The organism is Agrobacterium sp. 22-3639C2, assembly GCF_053522105.1.
This window is the reverse complement of the sequence record NZ_JBNWDB010000001.1, coordinates 277,493-291,999: the sequence shown is the minus strand read 5'-3', so window position 1 is coordinate 291,999 and position 14,507 is coordinate 277,493. Positions and strand designations below refer to the sequence as shown.

At 58.6% G+C, this 14,507-nt stretch carries 12 protein-coding genes; 7 read left to right on the top strand and 5 right to left on the bottom strand.

The window, feature by feature from the left end:
• The first annotated feature begins 43 nt into the window (after positions 1-43).
• From ACQZ6D_RS01450 to rpmG, 4 genes are all read left to right on the top strand, one after another.
• Positions 44-487 (top strand): DUF983 domain-containing protein, encoded by a 444-nt coding sequence (locus tag ACQZ6D_RS01450; RefSeq protein WP_003512717.1) that lies wholly within the window; start codon positions 44-46, stop codon positions 485-487.
• A gap of 20 nt (positions 488-507) precedes the next feature.
• Complete coding sequence (locus tag ACQZ6D_RS01445; protein ID WP_065704967.1) at positions 508-1,176, top strand: NUDIX domain-containing protein; 669 nt, start codon at positions 508-510, stop codon at positions 1,174-1,176.
• A gap of 17 nt (positions 1,177-1,193) precedes the next feature.
• Entirely contained in the window at positions 1,194-2,357 is a 1,164-nt protein-coding gene (locus tag ACQZ6D_RS01440; protein ID WP_019565488.1) for an MFS transporter, read from the top strand.
• Between the two features lie 89 nt (positions 2,358-2,446).
• Positions 2,447-2,614 carry a 50S ribosomal protein L33 gene (gene rpmG, locus ACQZ6D_RS01435; RefSeq protein WP_003496403.1) on the top strand — a complete coding sequence of 56 codons (168 nt, stop codon included), beginning with the start codon at positions 2,447-2,449 and terminating at the stop codon, positions 2,612-2,614.
• Between the two features lie 879 nt (positions 2,615-3,493).
• On the opposite strand, the gene ACQZ6D_RS01430 is transcribed toward rpmG, so the two are convergent.
• Complete coding sequence (locus tag ACQZ6D_RS01430; protein ID WP_019565487.1) at positions 3,494-4,864, bottom strand: PleD family two-component system response regulator; 1,371 nt, start codon at positions 4,862-4,864, stop codon at positions 3,494-3,496.
• 18 nt (positions 4,865-4,882) lie between these two features.
• Entirely contained in the window at positions 4,883-5,254 is a 372-nt protein-coding gene (locus ACQZ6D_RS01425) for a response regulator (protein WP_003496409.1), read from the bottom strand.
• Between the two features lie 131 nt (positions 5,255-5,385).
• Between ACQZ6D_RS01425 and ACQZ6D_RS01420 the strand changes: the two genes are divergently transcribed.
• The 3 genes from ACQZ6D_RS01420 to ACQZ6D_RS01410 all read left to right on the top strand — a co-directional run bounded on the left by ACQZ6D_RS01420 (position 5,386) and on the right by ACQZ6D_RS01410 (position 8,451).
• On the top strand, positions 5,386-5,694 hold the full coding sequence (locus ACQZ6D_RS01420) for a DUF3572 domain-containing protein (RefSeq protein ID WP_019565486.1): 309 nt from the start codon (positions 5,386-5,388) through the stop codon (positions 5,692-5,694).
• A gap of 69 nt (positions 5,695-5,763) precedes the next feature.
• Positions 5,764-7,047, top strand: coding sequence for a DNA polymerase IV (locus ACQZ6D_RS01415; RefSeq protein WP_065704689.1), 1,284 nt, complete (start codon positions 5,764-5,766; stop codon positions 7,045-7,047).
• Between the two features lie 165 nt (positions 7,048-7,212).
• Positions 7,213-8,451, top strand: coding sequence for a L,D-transpeptidase family protein (locus tag ACQZ6D_RS01410; RefSeq protein ID WP_065704691.1), 1,239 nt, complete (start codon positions 7,213-7,215; stop codon positions 8,449-8,451).
• A gap of 12 nt (positions 8,452-8,463) precedes the next feature.
• Here ACQZ6D_RS01410 and dnaE read toward each other — a convergent pair whose 3' ends face one another.
• The 3 genes from dnaE to ACQZ6D_RS01395 all read right to left on the bottom strand — a co-directional run bounded on the left by dnaE (position 8,464) and on the right by ACQZ6D_RS01395 (position 14,454).
• On the bottom strand, positions 8,464-11,964 hold the full coding sequence (gene dnaE, locus ACQZ6D_RS01405) for a DNA polymerase III subunit alpha (protein ID WP_019565483.1): 3,501 nt from the start codon (positions 11,962-11,964) through the stop codon (positions 8,464-8,466).
• Positions 11,965-12,447: 483 nt separating this feature from the next.
• The gene (locus ACQZ6D_RS01400; protein ID WP_013635957.1) at positions 12,448-13,131 is read right to left on the bottom strand and encodes an ABC transporter ATP-binding protein; all 684 of its coding nucleotides are present in this window, start codon (positions 13,129-13,131) and stop codon (positions 12,448-12,450) included.
• A 15-nt stretch (positions 13,132-13,146) separates the two neighbouring features.
• Positions 13,147-14,454, bottom strand: a complete 1,308-nt coding sequence (locus ACQZ6D_RS01395; protein WP_003512696.1) for a lipoprotein-releasing ABC transporter permease subunit — start codon at positions 14,452-14,454, stop codon at positions 13,147-13,149.
• Positions 14,455-14,507 lie beyond the last annotated feature (53 nt).

The window sequence follows — 14,507 nt, the reverse complement described above, 5'->3', positions numbered from 1 at the left end:
GACCGCGTCAAGCGGTTAAGACAAACGGGAGAAGGACTTCAGGATGAGTGCAAATCAGGGCTCGGAAACGGTTACCTTCGGAGATGGAAGCGCGGAGCGTCCGCTTGGCCGCTCGATCATGCGGGGCATGGCCAATCGCTGCCCGGCCTGTGGCAGCGGTCGCCTGTTTCGGGCCTTCCTGAAGCCGGTGGACAATTGCGCGGCCTGCGGCGAGGAAATGCATCATCACCGCTCCGACGACCTGCCGCCCTATATTTCCATCGTCATCATCGGCCATATCGCCGTTGGCGGCTTCATGATGACCGATCTCGTGCTTTCCGTTCCCATGTGGGTACACTTCGCCATCTGGGTGCCTATCACCATTCTGGCCGCGCTTCTGACGCTGCAACCGATCAAGGGTGGCGTCATCGGCCTGCAATGGGCACTTAGAATGCACGGCTTCGACGGAAAACAGCCAAAAGTGCAGATAGACGGCTCCTCCCACTGACGGCGGACGGGAATTTGAACGTGTCCGAGCTTCCCTCGAGCACCCAGGCGGCGAGCGGCCCGTTGCGGCCGCGCGATGCCGCCTCGATCATCCTGTTTGATCGTTCCGGCCCTGCTATTCGCGTGCTGATGGGCCGGCGCAGTAACGCCCACATATTCATGCCCGGCGCTTACGTGTTTCCCGGCGGCAAACGCGATCCACGCGACCACGCTCTGCCCTTCTCCGGCGATCTGCACCCCGCCGTGCTGCGCAGCCTCACCTCGTCTGCCGCGCGCCGCCTGAGCGCTGCCGGGGCACGGGCGCTGGCGCTTGCCGCCGCGCGCGAGCTCGTGGAGGAAACCGGCGTCGATATGGGCATGGACGCTGATGGTCCGGATCTTTCGCGTTTTCGATATGTGGCGCGCGCAATCACCCCGCCCGGCAATATCAGGCGTTACGACACGCGATTCTTTTGCTGTTACGCCGACGAGTTACGGCTGGATACCCGGCTAATCAGGGATTCAGATGAGCTGCACAATGTGCAATGGCTTGACATGACAGCGCTTTCCAGTCTGAACATGCCGAAAATCACACGCACGGTTCTCGAAGATGTCACAAAACTCATGATAGGTGATCCGTCACTGCCCTTTGAAAGCCCCGCGCGGCTCTATGTCACGCGCCACGGCCGATTCATTCGAGACTTTGTATAAAGGCCGTCATGTCACAAATGAAATGCGAAGCGGACGCCATTCACTGGCCCTCACTGATCGCCGCCATCTCCGCCATCAGTGCGGTCGGTGTCGCCATCGGCCTGGGCCTGCCGCTCCTGTCGATCATCCTTGAGAAGCGCGGCATCTCCTCCACCATGATCGGGGTAAATTCGGCAATGGCCGGCGTTGCGGCGATGATGGCAGCGCCGGTGACCACCAAGATCGCCCATGATTTCGGCGTGGCGCGAACGATGCTATTTGCCGTTGTCGTGTCGGCCCTGAGTGCGCTCTGTTTCTATTTCGCCGACGCCTTCTGGATGTGGTTTCCGCTGCGAATCGTCTTCCATGGCGCAACCACCACGCTGTTCATCCTCTCCGAATACTGGATCAACATGACCGCGCCACCGAAAAAACGCGGCATGGTTCTCGGCATCTACGCCACCGGACTTGCGGTTGGGTTTGCGGTTGGCCCGTTATTGTTTTCCGTGGTCGGCAGCGATGGCATCCTGCCGTTTCTGGTCGGGGCAGCAATCATACTGCTTGCCGCGATCCCGATCTTCCTTGCGCGCGGCGAAAGCCCGGAGCTGAGCGAAAGGCCGAACCACCATTTCGCCCGTTATATATGGCTGGTGCCGATGGCTTCTGCGGCGGCCTTCGTGTTCGGCGCCGTGCAAGCGGGCGGTCTGTCGCTCTTTCCCATCTATGCGACCCGCGAAGGCTTCAACGAATCGCAGGCGGCACTTCTGCTGACCGTGATGGGCATCGGCAACATGGTCTTCCAGATACCGATCGGCCTGCTTTCGGACCGAATGAAGGACCGGCGCACAATGCTGGCGCTGATGGCCTTTGCGGGCGTTTGCGGCACGCTGGCGCTGCCCTTGCTGGTGGATAGATGGATTCTCGTCGCGGCCCTGCTGCTGTTCTGGGGCGGCCTCGTATCCGGCATGTATACCGTCGGCCTTACCCATCTGGGATCGCGTCTCAAAGGGGCCGATCTGGTGGCCGCCAACGCCGCCTTCATCTTCTGCTATGCCATGGGCACAATAGCCGGACCACAGGCCGTCGGCATTTCCATGGATGTTGCGGGTACCGATGGTTTCGCCTGGGCGCTTGCCGTGTTTTTCGGGCTTTACGTGGTGCTTTATGCCTTCCGTTTTGTTTTCAGGGCAAAACAGACTTGACTTTTCAGGCGCGATACGTAGTTTCGCGCCAGATTTAGCCGAGGTGAGAAGCGCCTGCGGCTTCTCTTTTGTTTAAAGGCAGGACGACCATGGCGAAAGCTACAACAATCAAGATCAAGCTGCTGTCGACAGCCGACACCGGTACCTTCTACGTGACCACCAAGAACAGCCGTACGTTCACGGACAAGATGACGAAGACGAAGTATGACCCGGTTGTACGCAAGCACGTTGAATTCAAGGAAACCAAGATCAAGTAATTCTTGATCGGGTTCTCCGGCAAAAGCGCGCCCAACGGGCGCGTTTTTTGTTTGTACGGAAAGGATTGCCGCCAACGGCATTCTTTGCGCCAGCGCCCTCGCAAGGCCCGCCACGGGCCAACGAATCGTAACCTTCCTAGTTGCGGTTCTTGAGTTTGGAACCCAGTCGGCGCTATTGGCACGGCGGGAAAACTCTTTATCACCGTCTCGCCTAATCAGCGCCTCTCCTAATCAGCGTCTCATCGGCCAAATGCGCCAATCGCTGCGACAGCGCGCTGCCTGCGCGCGCAGCCGGATGTTCTGCGCTATAAGCGGCAGCACAAGCACAGAATATTTTCGGAGATAAGGCGGTCGGCCAACGATGTGATCACGGCACGAGGAACCGATTCGGACATCGTCAGCCGACCGACCCCACGATCCAGGAGATGCGGCGGACCTGAGCATCATGGGGCATTCAAACTACGCAATACCAGCCCCTGACGACCGAAACATCAGCGGTGTAAACCGCCATCGTTTCTTCATCACTAGACGGAAAAACCGCCGGAAGAACTGTTATTCTCGATTGGGAGTGTGCGCAGAAGTAAAATAAAAATCAACAAATTCTTAAGCCAGAGATACATCACCTGGAAAACATGGTTAAATATACAACGCTGGCACACTATAGTTCCGTGAGCGATTGAATTCAACGTATTTTTCAACTTGAACTCTATTAACCCTGTTAGACTTCACCCCCTCATTGTAAGAAGATAAAATACTGGCAAGGTCAGGGACTTCGCGCTTGCCACAGCTTGCCGTCAGGTCTTTGGGCGGCTATCGATAACGGTAAACGTCGAAAGTCTCAAAAGGCGGCACGGATTGTCAGCGTCATGGTCTGCGCCTTTAGGCGGCGGCCGCCACGACGCGGTTGCGTCCTGTGTGTTTCGCCTCGTAGAGCGCCCTGTCGGCCTGCTTCAGAAGCTCGTCCGGCGCGCCGAATGCTCCACTGCTGGTGGCGATGCCGAGCGAAGCCGTGATACTCAACTCGCGGTCGATGGAACGAACGTGAAACGGCTTGTCCTCGATGATTGCCCGCAGGCGTTCGGCAACGCTTGTGGCAAGCTCCATCGGCGTGTCGGGCATCACGACCACGAATTCCTCCCCGCCATACCGGCAGGCAAGATCGGCGCCGCGCACCGTGCTGCGGATGCGGGCTGCAAACTCGCGCAGAACCTCATCGCCGACATCGTGGCCATAGGTATCGTTGACCAGCTTGAAGCGGTCGATATCGGTCATGCAAATGGAAATCGGGCGGCCACGCACGGCGGCGCGGTCGAAAAGTATCTTCAGATGATTGTCGAGATAACGGCGATTGTTAAGACCAGTCAGCCCATCGACGATAGCAAGCTCCATCGTGTGCTGGAGATTGAGCCGCAGATGCTCGTTATAGCGCTTGCGCCGGATCTGCGTCAGAGACCGGGCGACAAGTTCGTTGGGATCGATCGGGCGGAGAATATAATCGTTCACGCCAAGATCGAGCGCCCGCGCCACCATGTCGTCCGCCCCCTGTTCCGCTACCAGAAGCAACGGCAGGAACCGGGTACGCTCCAGCGAACGAAGCTGCGAACACAGTCTCAGCGGATCGTAATCCTCAAAATTGGAATTGACGATGACAAGCTCGAAGGGGTTGCTCGCGGCCTTCAACAGGGCCGCCTGAGGCTCCGTGACGGCATCGACCTCGGCAACCGGCTTCAGCGCCCTGACGATGCGTTCCTGCGAGCTGGCGCGGCCATCCGCCACCAGAACGCGGCCAGGCGTCTGCATGAGGCCATCGCTGCGCAGCATCTCCTCGATGCCGATCTCGCGCGCGGTCTCGGCCCGCAGCCGCAATTCGTCACTGACGGCCTTGAGGCGCACGAGGCTTTTGACACGGGCGATCAATTGAAGGTCGTTAACGGGCTTGGTCAGAAAATCATCGGCGCCGGCTTTCAGGCCGCGCACGCGATCTGAGGGCTGATCGAGTGCGGTGACCATGACAACAGGAATATGCGCCGTTTTCGGATTGGCCTTCAGTCGTTCGCAGACCTCGAAACCGTCCATGCCAGGCATCATGATGTCCAGCAGGATGATATCGACCTGTTCCTGGTCGCAAATATCAAGCGCCTTGAAACCATCCTCGGCGGTTACGACGTCGAAATATTCCGCGACAAGCCGGGCTTCGAGAAGCTTTACGTTTGCGGGTATGTCGTCAACAACCAGAACTCTCGCCGTCATAACAGTTCCCCAACCGCCTTACGCATCGCCTAGATAGGTCTTGATGATTTCGATGAATTTCGGAACGGAGATCGGCTTGGACACATAGGCCTCGCATCCGCCCTGACGAATGCGCTCCTCATCCCCCTTCATGGCGAAGGCGGTTACCGCGATGACCGGAATGACGTGCAGCTCGTCATCTTCCTTCAGCCATTTCGTCACCTCCAGCCCGGAAACCTCCGGCAGCTGAATATCCATGAGAATGAGGTCGGGGCGATGCTTGCGGGCTAGATCCAGCGCTTCCATGCCATTGCGCGTCTGGATCGTCGTATAGCCAGACGCCTCGATCAGGTCACGAAAGAGCTTCATGTTCAGCTCGTTGTCTTCGACTATCATGACCTGCTTGGGCATGGTGGGCAGTCCCCGTTTCGCTTTGAAACCTTCTCCCAGACATATAGGGTGCCAGAGAACCGATTCCATCGTCCATTTGTTGCGCAACGCTAGAACGATTTGGTTTCAAAATAGGTAACTTCGGTAGAGAAATGCTGAGAGATACAAAAAACAAAGACAATGCCGGAAAAGATCCGCAAGAAACGGCAGCCGCCATACTTGGCTGGCTGGCAAACGAGCCGGAAATGCTCGGGCGTTTTCTGGCGCTGAGCGGATTGCAGGCCAATATGCTGCGCCATGCCGCCCACGATCCCGGCTTTCTGGCGGGGCTCACCGATTTTCTGATGAGCCACGAACCAGACCTCATGGCCTTCTGCGCGGCGACCGACACATCCCCCGAAACGGTTGCCGCTGCCTGGCACCATTTTTCCGGCCCGGGGCTGGATTCGGGTGAGTATTGACAGGCCACCCCTTGAGCCACCGTCACGGCCGGAGTATGGTTAGCGACGTTCTGGTTTTGTTTTCGGCCCATGTCCACGTCGCATCTTTATGATCCCGGTTTTTGCCGCGACTGTCTGACCGGCCAGCCAGCGGACCTGAGGCGTTGTCGCGCCTGTGGCAGTCCCCGCCTCGTCTACCATGACGAACTCTACGACCTCAGCATCGCCCATATCGATTGCGACGCCTTTTACGCCTCCGTTGAAAAACGGGACAATCCCGATCTTGCCGACAAGCCGTTGATCATCGGCGGCGGAAAACGCGGCGTGGTTTCCACTGCCTGCTACATTGCCCGCATCCAGGGCGTGCGTTCCGCCATGCCGATGTTCAAGGCGCTGGAAGCTTGTCCGGACGCCGTGGTCATAAAGCCCGACATGGAAAAATACAGCCGCGTCGGCCGTCAGATCCGAACAATGATGCAGGATTTGACGCCGCTCGTGCAGCCGCTTTCCATAGACGAGGCGTTTCTCGATCTTTCCGGAACGGAGAGGCTGCATCACGATCCACCTGCCCGGGTTCTGGCGAAATTTGTGAAACGGGTGGAAAAAGAAGTGGGCGTGACCGTCTCGGCCGGTCTGTCCTACTGCAAATTTCTGGCCAAGGTCGCGTCTGACCTTAAAAAACCGCGCGGCTTTTCGGTGATCGGCGAAGCGGAAGCGCTTTCCTTTCTGGCAGCACGGCCCGTCACGACGATATGGGGCGTTGGAAAGGCGTTTGCGGCGACGCTGGAGGCGGACGGCATCCGCATGATCGCGCAGTTGCAGGAGATGGAGGAAGGCGACCTGATGCGCCGCTATGGCGTGATGGGACAACGGCTGTTCCGGCTTTCGCGCGGCATCGATGAACGGCACGTGCACAATAACGACCCCGTGAAAAGCGTGTCTTCCGAGACCACCTTCTTCAACGATATTTCCCGGCACGAGGACCTCGTACCGATCCTGCGGTCGCTTTCCGAAAAAGTTGCCTGGCGCCTGAAGAAGAGCGGCATTTCCGGCCAGACGGTTGTACTGAAAATGAAGACGGCCGATTTCAAACTCCGCACCCGCAACCGCAAGCTTGATGACCCTACCCAGCTTGCCGACCGCATATTCCGTACCGGCCTTTCGCTGCTTGCGAAAGAAACCGACGGCACCAAGTTTCGCCTGATCGGCATAGGCGTCAGTGATCTGCGCGATGCGGACCTTGCCGATCCTCCCGATCTCGTCGACAGGCAGGCGGAACGGCGGGCGGCGGCGGAAGCGGCAATGGACAAGCTGCGCGACAAGTTCGGCAAGGGCAGCGTCGAGACCGGCTACACTTTCGGCACACGCAAATAGCGGCCATGCCGCTTGCAAACGCCGTGAAACCCTGCGGCCTGCAACACCCCGCCCCTATTTTAGATATTACACAAATTAGTGATGTGGCAGACGCCCTATCCTTAAACTTCATTAAACTTCGCGTGGTTGAGTAAACGAAGTTTTGTGCATGTGGTGTATTGCGTCATGTCCCTTCGCTTCCGTCTTCTGACCGGCATGCTGTCGGCCAGCATTCTTGCCTTTCCGGCGCTTGCCGCCGACAACAAGTCCCTGCAGATCGTCGTTTCGAAAAGCGATCAATCGCTGGCGCTTTACGAGAACGGCGAGATCGTTGCTACATCCAAAGTCTCAACCGGCAAGGCCGGGCATGAGACGCCGAGCGGCATTTTTTCGATTCTGGAAAAACGCAAATACCACGAATCGAACATCTACTCGGCCGCGCCCATGCCTTTCATGCAGCGACTGACATGGTCGGGCATCGCGTTGCACGAAGGCAAGGTGCCGAATTACCCGGCCTCGCATGGCTGCGTGCGCCTGCCTTCGAAATTCGCGCAGTCGCTGTTCGGCGAGACCCGCTACGGCGTGCATGTCATCATCACCGACCGGCCGGTTTCTCTGCGCTCCGTACAACATTCAGCCCTGTTTGAGCCGCGGGACGATGCCGATGACGGCAAGCTGCTTTTATCCGACGTCGAGCTGCGCCCCGCGACCTTCGACGCCGCATTGGGCACCGTTGAGGTGGCCGTGAATGAAAAAACGCAAGCCATCAAACCGATGGCCAAAGGCAAGGAGCCCTCGCCCTTGCGCATCCTCATCACCCGGCGCGGCGAGCGCGAAAAGGTGATGGATATTCAGGCCGTGCTGACGCGCCTTGGCTTCGATGCCGGCGCACCGGACGGCTATACCGGAGAAATGACGATCAGCGCCGTCAACGGTTTCAAGCGCTGGAAGGGGCTGAAAACTACCGGGCCGCTACTGACCGACGATTTCGTTGCTGCACTTTACGCATCCGCCGACGAAGATCATCCACCGAATGGCCAGATCATGGTGCGACAGGATTTCAAGCCGCTATTCGAGGCTGCGATCGACATCAAGGATCCCGAGGTGGCACTCGGAACGCATTTCTTCGAAGCCGTTGCCGTCAACCGCGCAGCCGGAACCGCCGAATGGAATGGCGTAACACTGGAAAACCGTCTGCCGGCCGCAGCCCGCAAACGGCTCGGCATCACCGTTACCGAAGCGCCCGGTGGCTTTGACCAGCTAAGCGCCGTACTAGGCCGCCTTGAAATACCGGCCGAAATTCGCTCCCGAATCGAGAAAGAGCTTTCAACCGGCAGTTCGATTACCGTTTCCGACCTCAGTCACCAGATGGAGACAGGGATGGGAACGGACTTCATTACCGTGACAAAGGAAGGGCCGGTTTGAGGGCTTGAGGCCTCACACCAGCTCCACATCAACAACGCCGGGGGCAGAGCGAAGTGCGGCGGCGATCTCAGGGGAAATACGGTATTTCTCCGTCAGCTCCACCTCGATCTCACGGCTCCCCTCGTCCTTGATGACGATGAAATAAACCGATCCGTCGCCTTTGGTATTGAGGTGGCGGGCGACGGTTTTCAGCGGGCCTGAATCGCGCACATAAACCCGCAACGCCTTTTGCATTTGGACGGATTTTTCCTCGAGCGATTGCGCCGTCTGGATGCGAAGACCGATGCCTTCCGGGCGCTCTTCCGCCTGCACGGTGATAACAAGGGATTTGCCAACCTCGAGCAGATCGCGAAACTGGGCAAGCCCTTCGGAAAACAACACCGCCTCATATTGACCGGAGGCATCGGAGAAGGTGACGATACCCATCTTGTTTCCGGTCCGGGTCTTGCGCTCCTGCTTGCCGGTGACGGTGCCGGCCAGACGCCCGGCGGTCGCACCCTGTTTCACTGCGGCGGAAAAATCGGCGAAATTCTGCACCCTCAACTTTTCCAATACAGGGCGGTAGGTATCGAGCGGATGTGCGGTCAGGTAAAAACCGAGCACCTGATATTCGCGCAGCAGTTTCTCCGAGGCGAGCCAGGGCTGGAAAGCAGGCAGGATGAGCTTTTCCGGGCCGCTTGCGCCGCCGGAGCCGAACATGTCCGACTGGCCGGTAACGCGGCTTTCCTGCGCGCGTTGCGAATAACCGATAATGCGGTCCAGCCCGCCGATCATCTCGGCGCGGTCGCGGCCAAAACAATCGAAACCGCCAGCGTTGATGAGGCTTTCGAGCACACGCCGGTTGATCTGCTTCGGATCGATGCGCAGGCAGAAATCCTCCAGGCTCGCAAATGGCTTGCCGTCGCGCACGGTAACGATGTGTTCCACCGCGCCCTCGCCCACGCCCTTGATGGCGGCCAGCGAATAATAGATGCGGTTCTCACCCGTCTCGAACTGCCGGAAGGACGTCTGCACCGAAGGTGCCACGACCTCTATACCGAGACGGCTGGCATCCTGGCGGAAATCATTGAGTTTTTCCGTGTTGGCCATATCCAGCGTCATGGAGGCCGCAAGGAACTCCACCGGATAATGCGCCTTCATATAGGCGGTCTGATAGGACACGATGGCGTAAGCGGCGGCGTGGCTCTTGTTGAAGCCGTAATTGGCGAATTTCGCCAGAAGGTCGAAGATGGTGTTGGCCTGCGGCTTCGACACGCTGTTTCTGATCGCGCCGTCCACGAAGCGCTCGCGCTGCTGGTCCATCTCCTCCTTGATCTTCTTGCCCATGGCGCGGCGCAGAAGATCGGCTTCGCCGAGCGAATAACCTGACAGAACCTGGGCGATCTGCATCACCTGTTCCTGATAGACGATAACGCCCTGCGTTTCCTTCAGAAGATGGTCGATGGTGGGGTGGATCGACTCCAGCTCCTCCTCGCCATGCTTGCGGGCATTGTAGACCGGAATGTTTTCCATCGGACCCGGACGATAAAGCGCCACCAGCGCAATGATGTCCTCGATGCAGTCCGGGCGCATGCCGATAAGCGCCTTGCGCATGCCGGCACTTTCCACCTGGAACACGCCGATGGTTTCGCCGCGTGACAACATCTCGTAGGTTTTGGCGTCGTCCAGCGGAATTGCGGCGAGATCGACCTTGATGCCGCGTTTGGCAACGAAATCGACAGCAACCTTCAGCACCGTCAGGGTCTTCAGACCGAGAAAGTCGAATTTGACGAGGCCGGCGCTTTCCACCCACTTCATGTTGAACTGGGTAACCGGCATGTCGGAGCGCGGATCGCGATACATCGGCACCAGCTTCGACAGCGGCCGGTCACCGATGACGATACCGGCAGCATGGGTGGAGGCGTGACGGTAAAGCCCCTCGATCTTCTGGGCGATATCCAGAAGTCGGGCAACGACGGGTTCCTTGTCCGCCTCTTCCTGCAGACGCGGCTCTTCCTCGATCGCTTTTGACAGCGGCGTCGGATTGGCCGGGTTGTTGGGGACCAGCTTGCAGATCTTGTCCACCTGTCCATAGGGCATTTCCAGCACGCGGCCGACGTCGCGCAATGCCGCGCGCGCCTGCAACGAACCGAAGGTAATGATCTGCGCCACCTGCTCGCGGCCATATTTGCGCTGCACGTAGCGGATCACCTCTTCGCGGCGGTCCTGGCAGAAGTCGATATCGAAGTCGGGCATCGACACGCGTTCGGGATTGAGGAAGCGTTCGAACAGCAGCGAGAAGCGCAGAGGATCGACATCGGTGATGGTCAGCGCATAGGCCACGAGCGAGCCTGCACCCGAACCGCGGCCGGGGCCGACTGGAATATCCTGCTGCTTGGCCCATTTGATGAAGTCCGCAACGATCAGGAAGTAACCGGGAAAACCCATGCGTTCGATGACGCCAAGCTCGAAATCCAGCCTGTCGCGATATTCCTGCTCTGTGTAGCCTGGTGCCATGCCGAGGGCCGCAAGGCGAAGATCAAGACCTTCGACGGCCTGACGGCGAAGCTCTTCGGCCTCTGCCCGTTGCGCCGCTTCGGGATCGTCGCTGGCACCGGTGAAGCGCGGCAGGATCGGCCCACGCTTCTTCAGCACGTACGAGCAACGCATTGCGATTTCGACGGTGTTTTCCAGTGCCTCCGGAAGGTCGGCAAACAGCTCCGCCATCTCCTCACGGCTTTTCATATAATGGTCGGGGGTCAGGCGGAACCGGCTGTCATCCGAAACGATGGCGTTATGCGCCACCGCCATCAATGCATCATGCGCCTCATAATCGGCCCTCGAAGGGAAGAACGCCTCGTTGGTGGCGACCAGCGGAATATCATGTTCATAAGCAAGCCCGATCATACGCCGCTCATGGGCGCGGTCGAAACCGGACTGACGCTGCAATTCGATATAAAGCTTGTCACCGAAGAGTGATTTCAGCGCCAGCAGGCGTTCTCTCGCCTGCGCCGTATGCCCTTCCTTCAGAGCCATATCCACCGGACCACCGGAGGCACCCGTCAGCACGATCAGCCCGGCATTGGAGGCTTCCTCCAGCCATGCACGGGTAATATGCACGGACTGGCCACCGCTTTCGCCTTCCAGATAGGCGCGGCTGATAAGGTCCACCAGCCGCTCGTACCCTCCGGCATCAGCCGCGAGCAGCACGATGGCTGGAAGCTTGGCAAGGTGGCTGTTGTGGTTGCGGCGATCATCCACCGCATCCTGCATGTCGATCGACACCTGACAGCCGATAATAGGCTGCAAGCCCTCATCACGCGCCTTTTCGGAAAACTCCAGCGCGACGAAAAGATTGTTGGTGTCGGTAATGGCTATGGCCGGCTGGCCGTCTGCAACGGCCTTGGACATGATTTTCTTGAGGGGTAAAGCCCCCTCAAGCAGGGAGTAAGCGGAGTGAACCCGCAGATGGACGAAACCGGGTGTTTTCAGCGTTTCGCCAGAGGTCTCTCCACGCGTAACCGTCTCGCCCATATCGTCATCCTGTCATTCTGAATCGAGGGGGCGATTTTCCGATTTTCGGCCTTCAAAGTCCACCGCCTTTCGGCGTCTATACAGGCTTCTGCGCCGGTGTGCCCTTCACAGGGCAGTGAGGATCACCGAAAAGCTGGCGACAAACACAGCGATGGAGGCGAAAGCGGCAACGTCACGGATGAAATCAGTCATTGGTCTCTCCTTACTCGTTATGTTCTAACTTTGTTCTCATTTTGTTCGATTGTCAACAGGCTTTTATTGATAGTCTCCTTGCTAACGCGGCAGAATCGGCCGCGGTTCCACCTTCGTGAATGGCAAGCCACTGACTCCAAAGCAAAAAAACCCGGAGGCAAAAACACCTCCGGGTTCGTGAAAATTCAATTGTGGAAGGACGAGTGGCCTTGCGGGAAACGTGAACGTAGACAGACTCAGCCGCAGAAAAGATCTCAAAGGCGGCGTTATGGTCGCCTTACTGCATCACGATCAGAAGTCTACGATCTTGCCGTCTGCAAGCGTCACGCGGCGGTCCATGCGGTTGGCGAGCTCGTGATTATGGGTGGCGATCAGTGCGGCAAGGCCGGACTGGCGCACCAGCGCCTCCAGCGCATCGAACACGTAATGCGCGGTCTCGGGATCGAGATTGCCGGTCGGCTCGTCGGCGAGAAGCAGGAGCGGTGCGTTGGCAACGGCGCGCGCAATCGCCACACGTTGCTGTTCACCGCCGGAAAGCTCAGCCGGGCGATGTTCGCCGCGATGGCCGACGCGCATGTAATCGAGTAGCGCGCTCGCACGCTTGCGAGCCTCGCCCTGCGTCAGACCGGCGATGAGCTGCGGCATCATCACGTTCTCCACCGCCGTGAACTCCGGCAGCAGATGATGGAACTGGTAGACGAAACCGATGTCGCTGCGGCGGATCGCCGTGCGCTTTTCATCCGGCAGACCATTGCAGGGCGCGTCATTGATGAAAACCTCGCCAGCATCCGGATGTTCGAGAAGCCCGGCGAGATGCAACAGCGTGGATTTGCCGGTGCCCGAGGGGGCAACAAGCGCCACCATCTCACCGCTCTTCAACTCGAAATCGGCCTTGCGCAGAATGGAGAGCGACGTCTCGCCCTGACCATAGGTCCTCTCGACGCCGGTAAGCCGCAGCACTGATTTTTTTGCCATATTGTGAAGCGGTCCTTATTCGTAACGCAGGGCCTGCACCGGATCGAGCTTGGAAGCCCGCCATGCCGGAAAGATGGTTGCCAGGAAAGAAAGCGTCAGCGCCATGATGACGACGGTAATGGTCTCGCTGATATCCATTTCGGCCGGAAGCTGGCTGAGGAAATAGAGCTGCGGATCAAACAGCACCGTGCCTGATACCCAGGAGAAGAACTGCCGGATCGATTCCACATTGAGGCAGACGATGACGCCGAGTGCCACACCGGCGAATGTGCCGACCGTGCCGATGGCAGCTCCCGTCATGAAGAAGATACGCATGACGGCGCCGGAACTGGCGCCCATGGTGCGCAGAATGGCGATATCGCTGCCCTTGTCCTTCACCAGCATGATGAGGCCGGAAATGATGTTGAGCGCCGCTACCAGAACGATGAGCGTCAGTATCATGAACATCACGTTTCTTTCCACCTGCAGGGCGGAAAAGAAGGTCTGGTTACGCTGTCTCCAGTCGGTGATATATATCTGCCGTTCAGCTGCCTGCTCCACCAGGGGGCGGATGCCGTCGACATTGTCTGGGCGACTGACGTAAAGCTCGATGGATTGCACCAGGCCTTCGGCATTGAAATAAAGCTGGGCTTCGGACAGCGGCATATAGATCATCGACGCGTCATATTCCGACATGCCGATCTCGAAGACGCCCGAAATCTTGTAGGATTTGACGCGGGGGTTGACACCCATCGGCGTCACATCGCCTTCAGGCGAAATGAGGGTGATATCGTCGCCCGCCGTCACGCCAAGCTGTGCGGCAAGCCTTGAGCCAACCAGAACCCCGTCGCCCGCCATGAAGCCGACGAGATCGCCGGTCTTGACGTTGGTGGCGACTTCCTTGATCTTGTCGATATCGTCCTGGCGAACGCCGCGCACGAGCGCACCCGAGCCGGCGCCACCGCGACCGGAGGCCAATGTCTGCCCCTCTACCAGCGGCAGGGCCATCGTCACGCCCGGAATGGCGGAGAACTTCTTCGCCAGCTCATCGTAATTGTTGAAGGGCTGGTCGATCGGCTGGACGATCATATGGCCGTTGATGCCGAGAATTCGCGAAATCAGCTCGGTGCGAAAACCGTTCATGACAGCCATGACGATGATAAGCGTCGCGACGCCCAGCATGATGCCGACGAAGGAAAAGCCGGCGATGACGGAAATGAACGCTTCCTTGCGCCGCGACCGCAGATAGCGCCAGGCCACCATGCGCTCGAAAGCAGAAAACGGCCGGGCGGTCCTTTCCCGGGCGGAAGGAGCCGCACCCTTGTCAGCCTCGGCTTTTGCCATGTCGTCTCCCTGATCTGAACTTGAAAGGCCGGTTTTCACAAAAAACCGACCCC